Here is a 22,436-nt window from a genome sequence, read left to right as displayed (position 1 = left end):
GAACGCTATCCGCGGGCCGAAACCGCGGCAATCATCCCATCGTGCAAGGAAAATACCCGACGGGGTGAGTAACGAGGGTCAGCGCGGCTCGACCTCAAGAGGGAGTTTGCGAACACTCACGATCATAGCCGGATTCTGGAACTCCACGGGCTCGTCGCGGGCCACCGAAAGCGCGGAGTAGCGGCGGTACAACGCCTCGAACGCGATCCGCCCCTCCATCCGCGCCAGCGGCGTGCCGAGGCAGAAGTGGATGCCGTGGCCGAACGTCAGATGCGGATTCGGCGTGCGCGCGATGTCGAAGCCCTCGGGGTCGGCGAAAACCCCGGGGTCGCGGTTCGCGGACGCGATGTTGGCCATGACGATGGAATTCGCCGGAATCGTGCGACCGCCGAGTTCCACCTCGGTGGTGGTGCGCCGGCCGAGTTCGTTGAACGGCGGCAGGCAGCGCAACACCTCCTCCAGCGCCGCGGGCAGCTTCGACGGGTCGCCGCGCAGCGTGTCGGCCGCCGCCGGGTGGCGGTCGAAGCTGATCGTGGCGTTGCCGATCAGCGCGGTGGTGGTGATGTGCCCGGCCACCAGCAGCAGCGCCACGAAGCCGACGATCTCCTGGTCCGTCAGGCTTTCCCCGTCCACCGAGGCGCGGACCAGCTTGCTGGTCAGGCCGTCGCTCGGATTCGCCCGGTGGTACCGGATGTGCGCCAGCACGTACTCGTTCATCTCACGGATGGTCGGCGCGATCATCTGCAGCGCCGCCTCGATCTCCGCCATGGTGGAGCTCTCGGTCAGTTGGTCACCACTGAACAGCACCTTCGCCCACTTCTCGAACAGCTCCCGGTCCTGCGCCGGGATGCCGAGCAGCTCGGCGATCACCAGGATCGGCAGCGGATAGGCCAGCACGTCCACGATGTCGAACCGGCCGCGGCCGGCGACGCCGTCCAGCAGCTCCTCGGTGATCTCCCGGATCCGCGGCTCCAGGCCGGCCACCGTGCGCGGGGTGAACGCCTGGCTGACCAGCGTGCGCAGCTTGCGGTGGTTGGGCGGGTCCATGGTCAGGAACATGCCGGTGCGGAAGGCCTCGAAGTCCTCCTGCACGGGGGTGAGACCGGAGAAGTCGCTGGAGAACGTGGCCGGGTCGGACAGCACGCGGGAGACGGTGGCGTGGTCGAGCAGCCGCCACATGCCGTTCTCCTCGTCCAGGTAGACCGGCTCCGCGGCGCGCCGCTCGATCCACTGGTCAAGGCGGTCCTCGAAGGCGTACCGGGGCGGGGCGAGGGTCATGGGGTGGGCTCCTTGACTCGGTCGGTGACGGGGAAGGCGCGCATGGTGGGGCTCACCGTGACGGCGACGGTGACCACGGCGATGCCGGCGGCGCACAGCAGGATCGCGTTGGCGCCGCCGAACTGCTGCACGAGCACGCCGCCGAAGGCCGGGCCGGTGGCGGCGGACACGCCGGAGATCACCGCCATCACGCCGGTCATCCGGCCGCGCAGCCGGTCCGGGGTGAGCAGCAGCTGGGAGGTGTTGATCGTGGTGTTCGCGGTCGGCGGCAGCAGGGCCATGCCCGCGAACAGGATGCCGAGCAGGTAGCCGTTGTCGATGAACAACGCGAGCGGCGTGAGCAGGGTCAGCACCCAGAACACGCCGGCGATCGACAGGTACGGGCTGATCGCCCGCTGGAGCGTCGGGGCGAGCAGGGCGCCGAGCAGGCCGCCGACGCCGAGCATCGCCGCCATGATGCCGATCTCGCCGGACGGGACGTCGCGTTCCTTGGCCAGCACGACGAGGATCACGTAGTAGGCGGAGAAGAAGAAGTTGAGGCTGACCGCGCAGGCCACGGTGGCACGGACGTGCCGCTGCTGCCAGACCCAGCGCAGCCCCTCGACCATCTCCTTGGCCAGGTGGCCGTTTTCGAGCTGTTCGGGCCGTTGATAGGGAACGCGGACGAACAGCAGCGCCACGAAGCTGATCAGGTGGGTGAGGACCTCGACCGCGAACGGGACCGCACGGCCGACGGCGTACAGGAACCCGCCGGCCGCGGTGCCGGTGAGCTGGCCGAGCGCGCCTCGGGCGGAGTTCATCGCCACGGCGGTGGAGAGCTGTTCCTGCGACACGATCTGCGCCACGGCGGCGTTCTCCGCCGGCAGGAACAACGCCCGGCACACGCCCATCGTCGCCGCCACGAAGATCATGTGCGGCACGGTCGCCGTGTTCAGCCAGAGCGCGACCACCAGGCTGGCGACCACGATCCCCTGCGCCGCCTCGCAACAGAGCATCACGATCTTGCGGTTCCACCGGTCCACCAGCGCGCCCGCCGGCAGGCCGGCGATCAGCTGGGCCGCCGCGTCCACGCCCAGCACGAAGCCGGAGACCGCCGGCGAGCCGGTGATCGCCAGCACCAGCAGCGGAAACGCGATCATGGAGCCGCTGAAGCCGGCGGTGGACAGCGCCTGCCCGGCCCACAGCAGGCGGTAGGAGCGGTTCATCGGCAGTCCTCGGCAATCGCCCGCAGGGCCTCGGCGAATTCGTGCACCACTCGTTCCACTGTGGATCGTTCGTGTCTGGCCGGCTGGAACAGCCACGAGAAGGCCAGCTTCCCGTCCTGCACGGCGCCGACCACGTCGAGCAGGTGCGCCCTGCGCTCGGCCGGATCGTGGTCGCGGCCGAAGGAGCCGTGGGTGGCGGCGAACAAGCCGCCGCCGGCCTGGCCGTCGGACGCGTCCCACTGCCCGAGGTAGTTGAAGGCGATGCCGGGCTCGACGGCCGGCACGTCGCCGCCGAGGTAACGCAGCGCCCCGTAGCCGAAGCCGTTGTCCGGCACGGCCCGCAGCTGCTTGCGTACCGACTTGATCCGGGTGCGCCAGTCCCCGTCGCCGACCCTGAGCGTGACGGGGAAGATCGTGGTGAACCAGCCGACGGTCCGGGTCAGGTCGACGTCGTCCAGCACGTCCTCGCGGCCGTGGCCCTCCAGGTCGATGGTGACGCGCTCCTCCCCCGTCCACGTCGCCAACGCCGACGCCAGCGCGGTCAGCAGGACGTCGTTGATCCGGGTGCGGTAGGCCGCCGGCGCCTTGCGCAGCAGGGCATCCGTGTCGGCCTCGTCGAGGATGATCGACACGGTGTCGGTCGCCGGGTCGTCGCCGTCGTGATCGACCGGCAGGTCGGAGGCCTCGACGCCCTGCCAGTACTCCTCGTCCAGGCCGCCGCCGCGCACGTGCTCGGTCAGCCGGTTGGACCATTCCTGGAACGACGTGGTCTTCGGGCCGAGGTCGATCTCCTCGCCGCGCGCCGCCTGGCGGTAGGCGGTGTCGAGATCGTCGAGGAGGATCCGCCACGACACACCGTCGACGATGACGTGATGGGCGGCGAGGAACAGCCACGGCTTGCCGTCCCGGTTGAACAGCACGGCCTGGAACAGCGGGCCGGTGGTCAGGTCGAAGCCGGCATGCACCTCGTTGGCGAAGTCCTCGCTGAACTCGTGTCGGATCAGCTGCGGCATCGGCTCCAGCGGGGCGTTGTACTGCTCGCCGTCGAACCGCATCCGCAGCGCGTCGTGCTGGCGCCACAGCGCGTCGAGCGCCCGCCGCAGTGCCTGCTCGTCCACGTCCTCGACGAGCTCGGCCAGCATGGACTGGTTGAAGTGGTGCGGATTGACGGTGTGGTGCTGGAAGAACCAGTGCTGGATCGGCGTGAGCGGCACCGGGCCGGTGACCAGCTGCCGGCGCTCGTCGGCGTTGGTCACGGCGGTCACCGCCGGCGCCAGCTGCTCGATGGTCTGGTGCAGGAAGACGTCCTTGGACGCCAGGTGCAGGCCGGCCCGCCGGGCCCGGGACACCACCTGCATGCTCAGGATGGAGTCACCGCCCAGCTCGAAGAAGTTGTCGGTGATGCCGACGTCGTCGACGCCCAGCACGTCCGACCAGATCTTGGCCAGCGCCTGCTCGATCTCGGTGCGCGGCTCCACGCGCTCGCCGCTCGCGACGACCGTGACGTCCGGCAGCCGTTTGCGGTCGACCTTGCCGCTGGGGTTGAGCGGCAGGGAGTCCAGCTCCTGGAACGCGGCCGGGATCATGTAGTCGGGCAGCGTCTCGGCCAGGAAGTCCCGCAGGCCGGCGGTTTCGCCGACGACGTACGCGATCAGCCGCTTGTCCCGGGCGATCACCACCGCCTCCCGGACGTCCGGGTGCTGGCGGATCGCCGCCTCGACCTCGCCGAGCTCCACCCGGAAGCCACGGATCTTGACCTGGTCGTCGGCGCGGCCGAGGAACTCCAGCTGGCCGTCCCGCCGCCAGCGCACCACGTCCCCGGTGCGGTACATCCGCTTGCCGGCCTCGAACGGATTGGCGACGAACCGCGCCGCCGTGAGGCCGGGCCGGTCGAGGTAACCACGGGCGAGGCCGACGCCGGCGACGTACAGCTCGCCGGGCACGCCGACCGGGACCGGCTTCAGCGCATCGTCGAGGACGTACGCCTTGGTGTTGCGGATCGGCCGTCCGATGGGCGGAACGCCGCCCGGCTCCAGTTCATCGCTCCAGGTGCTGACCACGGTGGACTCGGTCGGCCCGTACGCGTTGATCATGCGCCGGCCCGGGGCCCACCTGGCGACGAGTTCGGCCGGGCAGGCGTCCGCGCCGACGATCAGTGTGCCGAACGCCGGCAGTTCGACGTCCGGGAGCGTGCCGAGGGCGGCCGGCGGGATCAGCGCGTGCGTGATCCGCTGGTCTGCCAGCACCTCCGCGAGCTGGTCCCCCAGCAGCGGACCCGGCGGCGGGACGACGAGCGTGGCGCCGACCGGCAACGCCATGCACAGCTCCAGGATCGACGCGTCGAAGCTCGGCGAGGAGAACGCCAGCACACGGTCGCCGGGCCGGACCCGGAAGTGCGCGGCCTCGGCCGCCGCGAAGCTGGCCAGGCCGGTGTGCGTGACGACAACGCCCTTCGGTCGGCCGGTCGAGCCGGACGTGTAGATCACGTAGGCCGGCTGGTCGATCCGGTTGGGGCGCTGCGGGTTCGTCTCGTCGCTGCCGGCGAAGTCGTCGAGCAGCACCACCGGGAGGTCGGTTTCCGGGGCGAGGTCTCGTTGCGTGACAACGAGTTGCGGCTTGGCGTCGGCCAGCATGTAGGTGATGCGCTCGACCGGGTAGGTCGGGTCGACGGGCAGGAACGCGCCGCCGGCCTTGGCCACCGCGAGCTGTGCGACGACGATCTGCACGGACCGAGGCAGCGCCAGCGCGACGATCTTCTCCGGCCCGACGCCCCGGTCGATGAGCATCCGGGCCAGGGCGTTGGCGCGGGCGTTCAGCTCGGCGTAGGTCAGGGTCTCGGCGCCGGTGACGGCGGTGGCGTTCGGCGTCTTGACCGCCTGGTCCTCCACCAGTTCCGCGAACGTGCACGGCTTGGTGGCGATCGTCGAGTTGTTCCAGGCGGCCAGCTGCCGGCGCTCGGCGTCGGTGAGCATCGGCAGCTCGGCGATCGTCGCCGACGGTTCGGCGGCGATGCCGTCGAGCAGGATGCCGAGGTGTTCGGTGAGCCGGGCGATGGTGTCGGCCTCGAACAGGTCGGCGTTGTAGGTGACGGCGACGAGCAGCTCGCCGTCCTGCTCCTGGAACTCGATGGTCACGTCGAAGTTGGCGGTCGTCAGCGGCAGCGCGACGTCCTCGACCTCGATGCCCGGCAGCTGCGGCGTCGCCTGCGGGGCGTTCTGCAGCACGACCATCACCTGGAACAGCGGCGTGCGGCTGGGATCGCGCTGCGGCTGCACGGCGTCGACGACCCGTTCGAACGGAACGTCCTGATGGGCGAAGGCATCCTGGACGTTGCGGCGGACGGTGTCGAGGTAGCCGTCGAAGGTGCCGCCGACGGCCGAGCGCAGGACCAGGGTGTTGACGAAGAAGCCGACAACCCGTTCCAGCTCGGCGCGGTCGCGGCCGTTCGTGACGGTGCCGATGGCCACGTCCCGTTGACCCGTCCAGCGGGACAGCAGGATGTTGCAGGCGGCGGCGAGCGTGGTGAACAGCGTCGTCTCGTGGCGGCGGCTGATCGCTCGCAGCCTCGTGGTGACCTCTTGCGGGACAACGGTCTCGTGCACGGCGCCGGTGGTGGTGCGGACGGCCGGGCGGGGCCGGTCGGTGGGCAGGTCGGCCGACGGGAGTTCGGCCAGGGTCTCGGTCCAGTACGCCAGCTGGCCGTCGAGGTCGCGGTTCCGTTGCCAGGCGGCGAAGTCCGCGTACTGGATCTTCGGCTCGTCCCGGGTCTCGCCGCGGTAGCAGGCCATCAGCTCGTCCAGGATGACCCCGTTGGACCAGCCGTCGGTGACGATGTGGTGGATCTCCAGGGTGAGGACGTGCTCGTCGTCGCCGGTCCGCTCCAGGCGCGGCCGGATCAGCGGGCCTCGGCGCAGGTCGAACGGCCGGGTGTCGTTGAGACGGACCTCGTGCGGCGGGTGCACGATCTGCACGCCGTCGTCGAAGGTGGTGCGCAGCGCCTCGTGCCGGGCGACGACCTCGGTGAACGCGTCGGCGAGCCGGTCGGCGTCCAGCGGGCCGCGCAGGCGGATCGCCAGCGAGGTGACGTATTCGCTGCCGCCGGGGTTGAAGCTGTCCAGGAACCACAGCCGCTGCTGGTTGTACGACTGCGGCAGCGGCACATCCCGTGGGGCCGTGGGGATTTCGCTGTCCACGCCGCCGAACGTCGTGACCAGCTCGGCGACGGTGGGGTGGGTGAACAGGGCGCGCGGGGAGATCGACACGCCGCAGTCGGCCAGCAGCCGGGACACGAGCCGGATGCTGAGGATGGAGTCGCCACCCAGCTCGAAGAAGTTGTCGTCGACGCCGACCTTCGGCACGCCGAGCAGCTCGGCCCAGATCCCGGCGACGGTCGCCTCGAGGTCGGTGCGCGGGGCGACGAAGTCGGCGTCGGTGGCGGCCGGTTCGGGCAGCGCGCGGCGGTCGACCTTTCCGTTGCGGCTCAACGGGAGCTCGTCGAGGGTGACGACGGTCGATGGCACCATGTACTCGGGCAGCACGGTCCGCAGCGCGGCCAGGTCGGCGGTGCCGACCACGTACGCGATGAGCCGCTTGTCCCGGACGATCACCACCGCCTGGTCGACGGCCGGCTGGGCGGTGAGGGCCGTCTCGATCTCGCCGAGCTCGATCCGGAAGCCGCGCAGCTTGACCTGGTCGTCGACGCGGCCGAGGAACTCCAACTCGCCGTGCACGCGACGCACGATGTCACCGGTCCGGTACATCCGGGCCCCGCTGTCGAACGGGTCGGCGACGAACCGTTCCGCCGTAAGACCGGGCTGCTCGTGGTAGCCGCGGGCCAGGCCGGCGCCGGCGATGCACAGCTCGCCGGGTGCGCCGTCCGGGACGGGCCGGAGGTCTGCGTCGAGGACGTAGGCACGCATGTTGTCCAGCGGGCGGCCGATCGGCACCGAGTCCGGGACCTCGCTCGTCATCCGGTGCGCGGTGGCGAAGGTCGTGGTTTCGGTCGGGCCGTAGCCGTCGACGACCGCGATGCCCGGGCATGCGTCGAGCACCCGCCGGACCGCGTTCGCCGGCACGACGTCGCCGCCGGTCCACACCTCGGTGACGCCGGTCAGGCAGTCCGGCGCGTCCTGGGCGATCATCCGGAACAGGCCGGCGGTCAGCCACACACTCGTGACGTCGACCCGCCGCAGGTCCTCGACGGTCAGGTCCGGGTTGCCGGTCAGCACCACCTCGCCGCCGCGCAGCAGCGGCACCCACAGCTCGTACGTGGAGGCATCGAACGCCAGCGGCGAGTGCGCCAGCACCCTCTCGTGCCCCTGGTCGAACCGGCCGTCGTGCACCAGCGCCACGACGTCGCGATGCCGGACCGCCACGCCCTTCGGCGTTCCCGTCGACCCCGACGTGTACATGACGTAGGCGAGGTTGTCCGGGTGGACTTCGACCACCGGGGCCGTCGCCGTCATGTCGCGGGTGATCATGTCCGGGCCGATGACGATGCTGTCCCCCGCGATGGCCCGGCGCCGCTCCTCCGGCGCGCGGACGTCCAGCGGCACATAGGCGGCGCCGGCCTTCACCACCGCGAGCTCCGCGACCACGTGCTCGATGGACGGTTCCAGCAACAGCGCGACCCGGTCCTCGGGCCGCACTCCCATGGCGAGCAGCCGGTGCGCCAGGTGGTTGGCCCGGCCGTCCAGCTCCGCGTAGGTGAGGGTGGTATCGCCGCAGGTCACGGCCGGTTCCGACGGCGTCCGCGCCGCCTGCTCCGCGAAGAGGGCGGCGATCGTAGACGTCGGAACGGCAGTCTGCTTGCCCGCCGCCTCCGCGAGCACTCGCGCCCGCTCACTCTCGGGAACCCACCGTAGACCCGAAACGGGGGCGCTCATGTCCCGGACCATCTGGCTGGTCAGGAAGCCGAGCCGTTCCAGCAGGTCAACGGCCGTTTCCGCGTCGAACAGCGCCGGGTCGTAGCCGAGGTCCAGCGTCAGCTCGGCGTCCATCGACGCCCGCAGGCACAGCGGGAAGTTCGTGACATCGCCGGACTCCACCGACAGCACCCGCGGCGCGCCCGACACCCCGGGCTCGCTGATCGGGTAGTTCTCGAACACCACCATGCTGTCGAACTGGCTGCCGACCTGCACGAACCCGTTGTCCCGGGCCTCGCTCTGCTCGTCCTGCAACCGCCGCAGCCAGTCGCGGACCGTCTCGTCCCTGACATCCACCCGCGTCGGCACCGTGTTGATGAACAACCCGATCATCGACTCGACACCCGCCAGCTCGGCCGGCCGCCCGGAGATCGTGGTGCCGAACAGCACCGTCCGCTCCCCCGAGTACAGCGAGAGCAGCAGGCCCCACGCCGCCTGGATCATGGTGTTGACGGTGATCCCGTTACGCCGCGCGACTTCCGACAGGCCTTCGACGGTGATCCGCGTCGACGCGCTCGACCGCGATCGGTGCGCCTCGGCCGGCTGCCGGTCGTACGGCAGCGGCGTCCTGGCCACGCCGTCGACCACCTCGCGCCAGTACTCCCCGGCGGCCTCGTGATCCTGTTCGGCGAGCCATTCGAGGTAGTCGCGGAACGGCCGGCGGGTGATCGTCGGCGTGCGGCCGCAGTACTCCTCACAGACCTCGGTGAACACCTGGGCCAGGCTCCAGCCGTCCATCAGCACGTGGTGCGAGGTCCACGCCAGCTCGATCTCGTCGCCGATCCGGGCGATCTCGATCCCGGTCAGCGGCGACCTGTCCAGGCTGATCGGCCCTTCGGTGAGCACCGCGGTCCGGTCGACGACCTGCACCGGCTCGTCGACCCCGGTCCACACCAGCCTCGTGCGCAGCGCCGGTGTCCGGTCCACGACCCGTTGCCAGGCTTGGCGGAACCGGGCGATGTCGTCGATGCCGGCCATGCGGATCCGGAGCGTGTCCACATACAGGTCGGGGTCGACCAGGCTGTGGAACAGCAGACCCTTCTGCAGTGGCGTGAGCGGGTAGATGTCCTCCACATCCCGACCGTCGCCGACGATCGTGTCCACTTCGGACTGGCTGAGTCGGGCCAGCGGGAAGTCCGACGGCGTGCGGCCGCCGTGCTCGGCGCAGTGAGCGACGATCTCCCGCAGCCCGGCCAGCATCGCCTCGGCCAGGTTCTCGACGGTTCGCGGATGGTGAACCTCCGGTGAGTAGGTCCAGCCCAGTTCCAGCCGGCCGTCCTGCACGATGCCGATCACGTCGATCAGGTAGGTGCGGGAGCCTTCCTGGTCGCCGCCGGTGATCGACCGGTAGAAGCCGCTCGGGTCGTCGCCCCACTGGCCGTGGTAGTTGAAGCTGATCCCGGGCCTGATCTCCGGCGCCGTGCCGTGCAGGTGCCGCAGCGCACCGTAGCCGAGGCCCTTCGACGGCACCGCCCGCAGCTGTTCCTTGACGGCCTTCAGCGTCTCGCCCCAGTCCCCCGCCGGAATGTCCAGCGCCACCGGGTATTCCGCCGTGAACCAGCCGACCGTCCGGGACAGGTCGACACCGTCCACAATGTCCTCACGGCCGTGTCCCTCCAGGCCGACCAGCACCTCGTTGCGCCCGGTCCACTCGGCCAGCGCCCGACCAAGCGCACTCAGCAGCACGTCATTGGCCTGGGTCCGATACGCCTCCGGCACCTTGCGCAGCAACGCATCCGTGGTTTCCGGGTCCAGCCGGACGGTGATCGTCTCGCTGGTGGTCGGCGTCCCCTGGCGGTCCGTCGGCAAGCTGCCGTCGGTCTCGGCCGCGCTCTCCCAGTAGGCCAGGTCGGCCGAGAAGTCGTGGGCGGCGATCCGGTGAGCCCAGTCCACATAGGACGTGGTCTTCGCCGGCAACGGCCGGCCGTGGTACGCCGACTCCATGTCCTCGAGGATTATCCTCCACGATACGCCGTCGACGACCAGGTGGTTGATCGTCAACGCGAGCTTCGGCGCGTCGAAGCTCCAGGCGACGTGCTCACTCTCGGCCTGGACCTCCTGCTGCCATCCGCCATCGACCCGCGTGAACCTGGTGCGCAGCGCATCGTGGTGGTTGATCACCGTGTCCAGGGCTGTCCGCAGCCGCTGGAGGTCGATCTCCTCGCCGAGCTCGGCCACCAGCGACATCGTGAACGCATCCATGCCGCTGTTGAGGAACCAGGCCTGGATCGGCGTGACCGGCGCGGTGCCGCCGGCGTCGGTGACGATCGCCTGCTCCGCTCGCACCACCCGCGCGAGCTCCGCGACCGTCTGGTGCCGGAACACGTCCTTGGACACCAGCGCCAGCCCCGCCGCGCGGGCCCGGGACACCACCTGGATGCTGAGGATCGAGTCCCCGCCCAGCGCGAAGAAGTTGTCCGTCACGCCGACGCGGTCGACCCCCAGCACCTCCGCCCAGATTCCCGCCAGCAACCGCTCGTTCTCGGTGCGCGGCGCGACCCACTCCTCGATTTCGACCACCGGCGCCGGCAGGGCCTTCCGGTCGATCTTGCCGCTGGTAGTGGTGGGCAACTGGCCCATGGACACGAAGACGTCCGGGACCATGTAGTCGGGCAACGCCTCACGGAGCTTGTCCTTGAGGTGAAGGGCGTCGCCGACGACGTATCCGACCAGCCTGTTGTCCCGCACCGCCACCGCCGCCTGCTCGACCTCCGGCAAGCGGAGCAGCGCGGCCTCGATCTCGCCCGGTTCGACGCGGAAACCGCGGATCTTGACCTGCTCGTCGACGCGGCCCAGGTACTCCAGCGATCCGTCGGCGGTCCAGCGGACGCGGTCGCCGGTCGCGTAGAGACGGCCGGTGCCGAACGGGTTGGCGATGAAGCTGGCGGCGGTGAGGCCGGGGCGGTTGAGGTAGCCGCGGGCCAGCTGGACGCCGGCGATGTGCAGCTGCCCGGCGACGCCGACGGGCACGGGCCGCAGCGAATCGTCGAGGACATAGGCCCGGAGGTTGGTCACCGGTTTGCCGATGACCGGCCGCGATCCCGTGATCGGCGCGATGGTCGCGTCGACGGTGCACTCGGTCGGGCCGTACAGGTTGTAGGCCCTGGTGTCCGGAAGTTGTCGCAGGTCATGCCACAACTGCTCGTCGACCGCCTCGGCGCCCAGCACCAGCACCGACGGCATCGGCCGGCCGGTGGCGAGCAGGTGCCGGATGAACGACGGCGTCGAGTTGATCAGGTCGACGTCGTGGTCCAACACGGTCTCGGGCTCGACGATGTGCAGCTCGTGGCCGGCCGCCATCAGCAGCAGGCCCTCCCACGCGGCGTCGAACGAGAAGGAGGCGATGAGCGCGACCTTCAGCCACCGGCCGTCGGCGAAGTCGTCGCCGTGGTCGTGGTGGAGGTTGGCGAGGGCGCGGTGGCTGATCACCACGCCCTTGGGCGTGCCGGTGGAGCCGGAGGTGTAGATGACGTAGGCGGCGCTGTCGAGGTGCGGCGCGGGCAGCGGCCTCGGCTCGGCGTCTGTGGCTGCGGAGGTCAGCACGAACACCGGTTCGGCGTCGGCCTTGATGAACTCGGCGCGGTCGGCCGGCAACTCCGGGTCCAGATACAGCACCGCCGCGCCGGCCTTGTGCACGGCCAGGATGGCGATCACCGCTTCCGCCGAGCGCGGCATGGACACCGCAACGAAACGGTCGGGACCGGCACCGCGATCCACCAGGTCGGCGGCCAGGCGGGAGGACCGGGAGTCGAGCTCGGCGAAGGTCAGCCGCGTCTCGTCGTGCACGAGGGCGAGGGCGTGCGGGGTGGCCAGCGCCTGGGCGGTGAAGATCTCGGGGAAGGTGGTGGCGGGGACCTCGGCGGAGGTGCCGGACCACTCGACGAGCTGGGCGACCTCGGCGGAGGTGAGCAGCGGCAGCTCGCGCAGCGGGCGGTCGGGGTCGTCGGCGACAGCCGTGAGCAGGGTGCGGAGGTGTCCGACAAGGCGGGTGATGGTGGCGGCGTCGAAGAGGTCGGTGTTGTAGTTGACCAGGCCCCGCAGGCCGGCATCGGCCTCGGCGAACTCGAAGGTGAGGTCGAAGCTGGCGGTGGTCATGGGCAGCGCGAGTTCGGCGGCGGTGAGGCCGTCGAGGGACGGCAGCTTCGCGCCGCTGTTCTGCAGGGTGACCATGGCCTGGAAGAGGGGCGAGCGGCTGGTGTCGCGGGAGGGTTGCACCTCGTCGACGACCCGCTCGAAGGGCACGTCCTGGTGAGCGAAAGCCTCCAGGACGGTTTCCCGGACCGCGGAGGCGAATTCACGGAACGTCAGGTGACCGTCCACGGTGGACCGGAGCACGACGGTGTTGACGAACATGCCGACAACCCGCTCCAGCTCCGGGTTGTCACGGCCGGACGTCACGGTGCCGACGGCGATGTCGTCCTGACCGGTCCACCGCGACAGCAGCGCCTGGCAGGCGGCGACGAGAGTCATGAACAGGGTGCAGTCGGCGACACGGACAACGGGCAGGTCGAACTCGATGGCGGCGCCGTTGTGGGTCTGGCTGGCCGGGCGCGGACGGTCGGTGGGCAGCTCCAGCGCGGGGACGTCCCGGAGGCGGTCGCGCCAGTAGGACAGCTGGTCGTCCAGGTTCTGCCCGCGCTGCCACGAAGCGAAGTCGGCGTACTGGATGCCGACGGCAGGCAACTCGAGCCCGTTGTAGAGGGCAGCGAGTTCGTCGACGAGGACGCCGATGGACCAACCGTCGGTGATGATGTGGTGCATCGACAGCACGAGCTCGTGCTCACGCGGCGACGACGCGGTCAGCCGAATGCGCAGCAGCGGGCCGTTGACCAGGTCGAACGGGCCGTCGGCGTCGGTGAACTCGGCCTCGTGGGGCGGATGCACGACCAGGCTCGGACGGTCGGAGATCGTGGTGCGCAGGGACTCGTGCCGGGCGATCAAGGTGGTCAGGGCGGACCGGAGCCTCGGCAGGTCCAGGTCGCCGAGCAGCCGAACCGCGAAGACGGTGGTGTATTCGGTGCTGTCGGGGTCGAACTGGTGCAGGAACCACAGTCGTTGCTGCGCGTAGGAAAGCGGCAGCTCGCCGTCGCGGGGCACCACGGGGATCACGGTGGCGTCGCTCGACTCCGGCAGCGCGGCGGCCAGCGCGGCGACGGTCGGCGCGGTGAACAGGACACGCGGGGACACCTCGACGCCGAACTCGGCGCGCAGCCGGGAGGTGATCCGAATGCTGAGGATGGAGTCGCCGCCGAGCTCGAAGTAGTTGTCCGCCAGGCCGACCCGCTCGACCCCGAGGGTCTCGGCCCAGATGGCGGCGATCTTGCGCTGCTCCGGGGTGACCGGCTCGACGTAGCCGCGGCTGACGACCTCCGGCGCGGGCAGCGCCCGCCGGTCGAGCTTGCCGTTGCGGGTCAGCGGAATCTCGTCCACCCGGACGAAAGCGGCCGGGATCATGTGCTCCGGCAACGTCTTCGCCAGGTGCTCCCGCAGCCCGTCGGTGTCGCCGACGACATAGGCGACCAGCCGGTGGTGTCCGGGAGTGTCCTCGCGCGGGATCACCGCGGTGGCGGCGACCTGCGGCGACTTCAGCAACACCGCCTCGATCTCGCCGAGCTCGATCCGGAAGCCGCGGATCTTGACCTGGTGGTCGGCGCGGCCGAAGTACTCCAGCTCGCCGTCCGCCCGCCAGCGGGCCAGGTCGCCGGTGCGGTACATCCGCGTGCCCGGGTCGAACGGGTTGGCGATGAACCGGGACGCGGTCAGCCCCGGCCGGTTCAGGTAGCCGCGCGCCAGGCCGGCGCCGGCCACGTACATCTCGCCGACCACCCCGGCCGGGACCGGGTTCAGATCGGCGTCCAGCACGTAGACACGCAGGTCGGGCAGGCCGACGCCGATGGTGTTGCCGGCCGAACGGTCGAGCGCCCGGTGGGTGACGTGCACGGTCGTCTCGGTGATGCCGTACATGTTGACCAGCTCGACCTTGCCCCACCACGCGTCCAGCCGGCGCGCGTCGAGCGCCTCGCCACCGAAGATCACGTACCGCAGGGCCAGCCCGTCGACCGGTTCCAGCTGGTAGAACGCCGACGGGGTCTGATTCAGCACGGTCACGCGCTCGTCGACCAGGAGACGCAGGAAGTCACGCGGCGAGCGGGAGATCGCGTGCGGGACGACGACCAGCCGGCCGCCGTGCAGCAGCGGCCCCCACAGCTCCCACACGGAGAAGTCGAACGCGTACGAGTGGAACAGCGTCCAGACGTCATCGTCGCCGAAGGAGAACAGGTCGCGGGTCGACGCGAACAGCCGGGTCACGTTGGCGTGCGTGACAACCACGCCCTTGGGCACGCCGGTCGAGCCGGACGTGTAGATCAGGTAGGCCGGGCTGTCGGGCGTCACCCGCGGTGCCGGATCGATGTCCGGTTCACCGACGGCCTCGACCGAGGTCAGCATCAGCAGGGCGTTGCTGTCCGCCACCATCCGCTCGATGCGGTCGTGCGGGTAGTCCGGGTCGATCGGCAGGTAGGCCGCGCCCGACTTGAGCACCGCCAGCACGGCGATGACCAGGTCGGCGGTTCGTGGCAGGCACAGGGCGACGAAGGTCTCCGGGCCGGCGCCGGCGGTGATCAGCTTGTGCGCCAGCCGGTTCGCCCGGGCGTTCAGGTCCGCATAGGACAGACTTGTCCCCTCGAACGTCACCGCGACCGCGTCCGGCGTGGCCCTCACCTGGGCGGCGAACAGCTCGGTGATGGTCGGGGCCGGGAGATCCACGGCCGTGCCCTGCCAGCCGGCGAGCACGTTGTGGCGCTCGGCGTCGGACATCCACGGCAGGTTGCGCAGCTGGTCGTCAGCCAAGCCGACGATCAGCGTCTCCAACCGGTCGGCCATCGTCCGGGCCGTGCTCACGTCGAACAGGTCGGGATCCGTGGCCAGCTCGAAGCTCAGCCGGCGGTCGAGGTAGGCCCGCAGCACGACCGGGAAGTTGGTGCTGTCCTTGGCCTCCACGTGCTGCACGGCGACGCCGGCCCGCTCGTCGAACGGGTAGTTCTCGAACGCCACCATGCTGTCGAACAGGCTCTGACCGGCCGGAACGTCGCTGTAGGCGCGCAGCTTGCTCAGCGCCACGAAGTCGTAGCGGCGGGCCTCGGTCTGCCGCTCCTGCAGCGACCGCAGCCACGGCACCAGCCGTTCCTGGCTGTGCACCTGAACGCGCGTCGGGACGGTGTTGATGAACATGCCGATCATCGACTCGACGCCGGGCAGGTCGTCCGGGCGGCCGGAGACGGTGGTGCCGAACACGACGTCCGTCGAGCCGCTCTGCCGCGACAGCAGCAGCGCCCACGCGCCCTGCACGACGGTGTTCACGGTCAGTCCGTTGCGCTGCGCGAACTCCCGCAGGCGGATGGACTGTTCCTCGGACAGCGACACCTTCACCGGCTGCGCCGACCAGGCCTGGTGCGCCTGCGACGGCTGCCGGTCGTACGGCAGCGGCGTCGGCGCATCGAACCCGCCGAGCGCCTCCCGCCAGAACGCCTCCGCGGCGGACGAATCCTGCGTGGCCAGCCAGGACAGGTAGTCGCGGAACGGCCGGCGGACCGTGCCGACCTGGCCGCCGTACTGGGCGCAGACCTCCTCGAACACCTGCCCGAGGCTCCAGCCGTCCAGCATGATGTGGTGCGACGTCCAGGTCAGCCGGACCCGGTCGCCACCCAGCGGCACGATCGCCAGCCGCATCAATGGAGCCTGGGTCAGGTCGAGGTCCGTGTCGTCCGAGTCGTGGTAGCTGATCGGCACGGTGACGTGCCGCTGCACGATCTGCACCGGCTCGTCGAGCCCGTCCCAGGCCAGCCGGGTGCGCAGCGCCGGAGTGCGGTCCACCACCGCCTGCCACGCCCGGCCGAACGCCACCGGGTCGGAGATCCCATCCAGCACCATCCGGGCCTGGTCGACGTAGATCTCCGGCTCCACCAGGCTGTGGAACAGCATGCCGGCCTGCAGCGGGGTCAGCGGGTAGACGTCCTCGACGTCCCGGCCGTCACCGACGAGCTGGTCCACAGTGGACTGGCCGAGCCGGGCCAGTGGGAAGTCGGACGGCGTGCGGCCGCCGGCCAGCGGCCAGGCACAGTGATCGATGATCTCCCGCAGGGCGCGCAGCATCGCCTCGGCGACCCGCCGGACGGTCTGCCACTCGTACAGATTGTCGGAATACAGCCAGGTCAGGGTCAGTTCGCCCTCCTCGACCATGCCGGCGACGTCGAGCAGGTAGCCGTTGCGCTCCGTCGGCGCGAGGTCGAAGCCGGTCGATTCGCGTTGGCCGCGGAACAGCCCGGCCGCACCGGAATCCCACTGACCGTGGTAGTTGAAGCAGATGCCCGGGAGTGAGCCGAGTTGGTGCCCGCCGAGGTAGCGCAGCGCCTCGTAGCTCAGGCCGCGGCGCGGCACCGCCCGCAGCTGCTCCTTGACGGACTTGAGCGTGCTGCCCCAGTCACGGCCGGCCGGAATCGCCAGCGAGACCGGGAACTGCGTGGTGAACCAGCCGACCGTGCGGGACAGGTCGACGCCGTCGAACAGGTCCTCGCGGCCGTGGCCCTCCAGCGCGATCAGCACGTCGTCCCGGCCGGTCCAGTCGGCCAGCGCCTGGCCGAGCGCGGCGAGCAGCACGTCGTTGACCTGCGTGCGGTAGACGTCCGGGACCTTGTGCAGCAGCGCGTCGGTCTCCTCGCGGCCGAGGCCGACGGTGATCGTCCGGGTCGAGCCGGACGTGTTCTCGCCGACGCGGTCGGTCGGCAGCGGCTCACCGGCGGGGATGTTCTGCCAGTACGGCAGATCTTCCTGGAAGTCGTATCCGCCGAGCCGGTGCGACCACTGGGAGAACGCCGTGCCGGTCGGCTCCAGCGCCTGCCCGTCGTATGCGGCCTCGATGTCGCCGAGCAGCAGCCGCAGCGACACGCCGTCCACGACGAGGTGGTGGATCGCCAGGAACAGCAACGGGGTCCCGCCGGGAAGGAAGATCGCCTTCACCATGCGGCCGGCGGTGATGTCGAGGCCGTCGCGGCTGATCTCCGTGCCGACTTCGAGCACGCCGGTCGGCGCCGCCACCGGCTCCTGCTGCCAACCGCCGTCCACGCGGGTGAAACGGGTGCGCAGCGCCTCGTGGTGGGCGATCACGGTGTCGATCGCGCGGCCCAGCCGGTCCCGGTCCACGTCGGCCGGGAGTTCGAGCAGCATCGACATGGTGAAGTGGTTCAGCGGCCCGTAGGTCTCGAAGAACCAGTGCTGGATCGGGGTCAGCGGCGCCGGGCCGGCGATCACGGGGGCGGCGTCGACGGAGTCCGTCCGGACCACAAGCGCCAGCTCGGCGATCGTCTGGTGGGTGAACAAGTCCCGCGAGGTCAGGCGCAGCCCGGCGGCGCGAGCCCGGGACACCACCTGGATGCTCAGGATGGAGTCACCGCCGAGCGCGAAGAAGTTGTCCTGCACGCCGATGGTCGAAGCCCCGAGCACGCCGGCCCAGATCTCCGCGAGCAGCCGCTCGTTGTCGGTGCGCGGCGGGACGTGTCCGGTCGTCGGCTCGTGGGTGATCGCCGGCAGCGCCTTGCGGTCGACCTTGCCGCTGCTCGTCACCGGCAGCCGGTCCATCGGCACGAAAACCGACGGCACCATGTAGTCGGGCAGCTTGGCCTTCAGCGCGGCGCGCAGCTCGTCGCCGTCGGCGCTGCTCACGACGTACGCGGCGAGTCGCTTGTGGCCGGCGGAAGTGACCGCCACCACCACGGCTTCCGTCACGGCGGGCAGGTCCAGCAGTGCCTGCTCGATCTCGCCGGGCTCGATGCGGAAGCCGCGGATCTTGACCTGGTCGTCGGCCCGACCGACGTACTCCAGACGGCCGTCGGCGCGCCAACGCACCAGGTCACCGGTCCGATAGAGACGGTCGCCGTCACCGAAGGGGTTGGCCACGAACCGATCCGCGGTCAGGCCCGTCCGGTTGAGGTAGCCGCGGGCAACCTGGGCGCCGGCGAGGCACAGCTCCCCCACCACGCCGGTGGGCACCGGCCGCAGGTAGCCGTCCAGCACGTACGCCTGCATGTTCCGCAGCGGGCGGCCGAGCGAAGCCTGATCACCGGCGACAACACAGGACAGGGCGTCGACCGTGCACTCGGTGGGGCCGTAGAAGTTGTAGGCCGTCGTCCCGTCGACGGCCGCGAGTTCCCGCCACAGCTCGTCGCTGAGCGCCTCGCCGCCGAGCATCAGCACGGCGGGCCGGTGGCGGGGGTCGGCCAGCAGGCCGGCCGGGAGCAGTTGGCGCAGGTAGGTCGGGGTGAGGTCGAGGAAGTCGATCCCGTTGGCCGCCACGTACTCCACGAGCGCGTCGGCGTCCATCCGGGTCTCGTCGTCGATCACGTGCAGCTCGTGGCCGTCGGCCAGCAGCACCGGGCCCTCGAGCGAGGTGTCGAAGGAGAACACCGCGGTGGTCGCCACCCGCAGCCGGCGGCCGGCGGCGAAGTCGTTGCGGTGGTTGAACAGCAGGTTCACCAGGTTCCGGTGCTCGACCGCGACGCCCTTCGGGGCGCCGGTGGAGCCGGAGGTGTAGATGACGTACGCGGTGCTGTCCGTCCGGAGTGGACGTTCGGGGTTGGTCTCGGGCCTTCCGTCGGCGTCCGCGAGCACCACCCGGCCGCCCACCACAGGTGTGGTGGTGTCGTCCGGGTCGACCACCACAAGTGTGGTGCCGGCGTCGCGAAGCAGCAGACCAACCCGGTCCTTCGGCAGTCCGCGGTCCACCGGAAGGTAGACCGCGCCGGTCTTCCACACCGCGAGCATGGCGATGACCAGTTCGGCCGAACGGGGTAGCGCAAGGGCAACCACCCGCTCCGGCCCGGCGCCCAATGCGATCAGGTGGTGTGCCAACCGGTTCACGCGGGCGTTGAGCTCGGCGTAGGTGAACTCTGTGTCCTGGAACACAAGGGCACGCGCCGCCGGCGCCGTGGCGACGGTCTCCTCGAAGACCTCGACGATGGTGGAGGCCGTCACGTCCAGCGCGGTGTCGTTGGCCGACACGAGCAGCTGACGCTGCTCGCCGGAGGTCAGCAGCGGCAGGTCGCCGACCCGCCGGACCGAAGTGATCTCCATCAACAGCGTGGAAAGGTGCTCGGCCATCCGCGCGACGGTGCCCGCGTCGAACAGATCGGTGCTGTACTCCACGGATCCGGCCAGGCCGTCGGGGGTGTCCTGGAACTCGAAGCTGAGGTCGAAGGTGGCCGACCGCCGGCTCACGTCGACCGGCTCCACCGCGAGCGCGCCGAACTCCGGCGGCGTGCCGGAAGCCCCGTGCAGCAGCACAAGCACGTCGAACAGCGGGTTCCGGCTGGGGTCCCGCTCCAGCCGCAGCGCCTCCACGACCTTGTCGAACGGCGCCTCGGCGTGCGCCAGCGAGGCCAGCACCGTCTCCCTGACCTGCGCCAGGAAGTCGCCGAAGGACACCTCGTCGTCCACTGTGGAGCGCAGCACCACGGTGTTGACGAAGAAGCCGACCATCCGCTCCAGCTCGGGCCGGTTGCGGACGTTCACCACCGAGCCGACGGCGATGTCCGGCCGGCCGGTGTACCGGGCCAGCAACACCTGGCAGGCCGCCACCAGCACCGCGTACAGGGTCGTCTCGTGCTCGCGGGCCAGCTCCGACAGGCGGGCGGAAACCGACGCCGGCAGCAGGAAGTCGTGCACCGCGCCGGCCGAGGTCCGCACCGCCGGGCGCGGGCGATCGGTCGGCAGGTCCAGCGGCTCCACGCCGGCCAGCTGCGAAGTCCAGTACTCCAGGTGCTTGTCCAGCGAGCGGCCGCGCTGCCACACCGCGTAGTCCGCGTACTGCACCGCGGGTTCGGCCAGCGTCGCGCCGCCGTACAGGCGACCCAACTCGTCGATCATGATACCCATCGAGGCGCCGTCGGTGACGACGTGGTGCGCGGTCAGCAGCAGCACGTGGTCCTCAGCGGCCAGCCGGACCAGGAGCGCCCGCAGCAGCGGGCCTTCGCGCAGGTCGAACGGCCGCGAGTACTCGTCGGCCAGCACCTGGTCCAGCTCGGCCGGCTCCTCGACCACCCGCAGCGGGACCTCGACCACGTCCGCGATCGCCTGCACCGCGACGCCGTCCACCACGGTCACCGTGGTACGCAACGACTCGTGGCGGGCGACGAGTGCGCCGAGCGCGGCGGTCAGCGCCGGCACGTCGAGGTCGCCGGACAGCCGCAGCGCGACGGCGCTGTTGTACTCCGACTCCCCCGGCCGCAGCTCGTCGAGGAACCACAGGCGCTGCTGGGCGTACGACAGCGGCAGCGCCGAGGACCGGTCGGCGCGCGGGATGCCGTCGGCCGCCTTCGCCCGCCCGGCGAGTCGTCGCCTGAGCTGCTCCCGCAGTTCCGCCGGCAGCGCGTCGATGCGGCTCTGCCTCGATGTCGTCATGATGTCCGTTTTCCCCAAATCAGTCGATGCGGCGGGTTTCAGCGGCGGGCGGCGACGCGGCCGCCGGTCTGCAGGCCGTTGATCACGCCGGTGGACGGGTCGCGCAGGAACCGGCCGCCGAGCACGCGCCGGCCGGATTCGGGCTCCAGCACCGAGAACGCCCAGTCGGCGTGCACCGTCAGCTCCGGGTACAGCTCGCCGCCGACGCGCAGCACGCCGTCGCCGGCGTCGACGAAGTACTCCATGTCGCCGTTGGCGTAGCTGCCGGTCAGCCCGGCCGGCATCGGCATCTCGTCGGGCCGGTGCGACAGGTCGTAGTCGGCGACGTCGAGGCCGAGCCCGCGAAGCCGCTCGACAAGATCCACCCACAGCGCCGCACCGGAAACCGCGTTGGTGGTGAGCGCGACGACCTGCCCGCCGGCGGGATCGATGCGCAGGTGGCAGGACGTGCCGTCGGCGGTGCCGTCGTGGCCGACCCAGCCGTCGAACACCGCGAGGCCCAGGCCCCAGCCGTTGGCCAGCCCGAACGGGACGACGCCCGGCACCTGCCGGCGCATCGTGCGCAGCAGCTGCGGCGACAGCGGGCCGTCGCCGGTGACGTGCATCAGCCCGAAGGTCACGAGGTCCTCGGCGCTCAGCGCCAACGCGCCGGCGCCGGCCTCGACTTCCTGCAGCGTCTGGTCGACGGGGATGCCGCGACCCGCGTGTCCCGACATGAAGGTGTGCACCGACCGCTTGCCGCCGGGCTCGACCGTGAACGCCGGCTCGATGCCCAGCGGCGTGAGCAGCAGCGCGTCGACGGCCTCCCACCAGTCCATGCCGGTGATCTCCTCCACCAGCCGGGACAGCAGCACGTAGCCGACGTTCGAGTACGAGAAGCCGAGTCCGGGGCGCAGCACCAGTTCCGCGTCCCGGCAGGCCCGCAGGTACTGGCGCGTCGAGGAGGTCTCGCCGCCCAGCGCGGCCGGCAGGCCGCTGGTGTGGCTGAGCAGCTGCCGCACGGTCAGCCGGCCGACCCTGGGCCCCAGGTCCCCCAGGTGCTCGCCGAGCCGGTCCTCCAGGTCGAGGTCGCCGTCCGCGACCAGCAGCATCGCCAGCGTCGCGGTGAACGGCTTGGTGATCGAGCCGATCGGATACTTGCCGTCGACGCCGACGGTGATCGTCTCGCCGCCGGTGTGCACGGACAGCTGCGCCGCCGGCACGTCGTGCCGGGCCAGCAGGTCGGTCAGGGCTCCTTCCAGGGTTGTTCTGTCCACAGCGGACCGGACCGTCGAGGTCACGGTTGTCCTCCCCAGCTTGTTCGGCCGGTCACGGCGTTCCGCCGGCCATTGCGTTCGCGGTTTCTTTTAGTCGTCACTGAAGTGATAGTGCTACTGGTTGGCGGCCATCCACTCCCGCAGGCTGCGCGGCCGCATGTCCGTCCACACCTGGTCGACGTGGTCCATGCACTCCTGCTTGCCGCCCTGGAAACCGGTCGGCCGCCAGCCGGCCGGCACCTCGTTGGCCAGCGGCCACAACGAGTACTGCTCCTCGTCGTTGACCAGCACCTGGTAGTCGATGTCGTCGCGCATGGAACTTC

General features: G+C 70.6%; 5 protein-coding genes. All 5 read right to left on the bottom strand.

Annotation, left to right across the window (positions count from 1 at the left end):
* Positions 1 to 78 precede the first annotated feature (78 nt).
* Complete coding sequence (locus BJ998_RS43505) at positions 79 to 1,278, bottom strand: cytochrome P450 (RefSeq protein WP_184870019.1); 1,200 nt, start codon at positions 1,276 to 1,278, stop codon at positions 79 to 81.
* Positions 1,275 to 2,483 (bottom strand): MFS transporter, encoded by a 1,209-nt coding sequence (locus BJ998_RS43500; protein WP_184870018.1) that lies wholly within the window; start codon positions 2,481 to 2,483, stop codon positions 1,275 to 1,277. Before BJ998_RS43500 ends, BJ998_RS43505 begins: the two co-directional genes overlap by 4 nt.
* The gene (locus BJ998_RS43495; RefSeq protein ID WP_184870017.1) at positions 2,480 to 20,857 is read right to left on the bottom strand and encodes a non-ribosomal peptide synthase/polyketide synthase; all 18,378 of its coding nucleotides are present in this window, start codon (positions 20,855 to 20,857) and stop codon (positions 2,480 to 2,482) included. The genes BJ998_RS43500 and BJ998_RS43495 overlap by 4 nt, the downstream gene beginning before the upstream one ends.
* Positions 20,858 to 20,895: 38 nt before the next feature.
* Complete coding sequence (locus BJ998_RS43490) at positions 20,896 to 22,137, bottom strand: serine hydrolase domain-containing protein (protein WP_184870016.1); 1,242 nt, start codon at positions 22,135 to 22,137, stop codon at positions 20,896 to 20,898.
* 90 nt (positions 22,138 to 22,227) lie between these two features.
* Positions 22,228 to 22,428, bottom strand: coding sequence for an MbtH family protein (locus tag BJ998_RS43485; RefSeq protein ID WP_184870015.1), 201 nt, complete (start codon positions 22,426 to 22,428; stop codon positions 22,228 to 22,230).
* Positions 22,429 to 22,436: the final 8 nt, after the last annotated feature.

The sequence above is a fragment of the Kutzneria kofuensis genome, assembly GCF_014203355.1.
Taxonomy (GTDB): domain Bacteria; phylum Actinomycetota; class Actinomycetes; order Mycobacteriales; family Pseudonocardiaceae; genus Kutzneria; species Kutzneria kofuensis.
This window is presented reverse-complemented; position numbering and strand designations above follow the sequence as displayed.

What these genes read in the sequence shown, in the direction of transcription:
- BJ998_RS43505 (WP_184870019.1), bottom strand. Translation starts at nt 1,278, where the DNA reads ATGACCCTCGCCCCGCCCCGGTACGCCTTCGAGGACCGCCTTGACCAG.
- BJ998_RS43500 (WP_184870018.1), bottom strand. Translation starts at nt 2,483, where the DNA reads ATGAACCGCTCCTACCGCCTGCTGTGGGCCGGGCAGGCGCTGTCCACC.
- BJ998_RS43495 (WP_184870017.1), bottom strand. Translation starts at nt 20,857, where the DNA reads ATGACGACATCGAGGCAGAGCCGCATCGACGCGCTGCCGGCGGAACTG.
- BJ998_RS43485 (WP_184870015.1), bottom strand. Translation starts at nt 22,428, where the DNA reads ATGCGCGACGACATCGACTACCAGGTGCTGGTCAACGACGAGGAGCAG.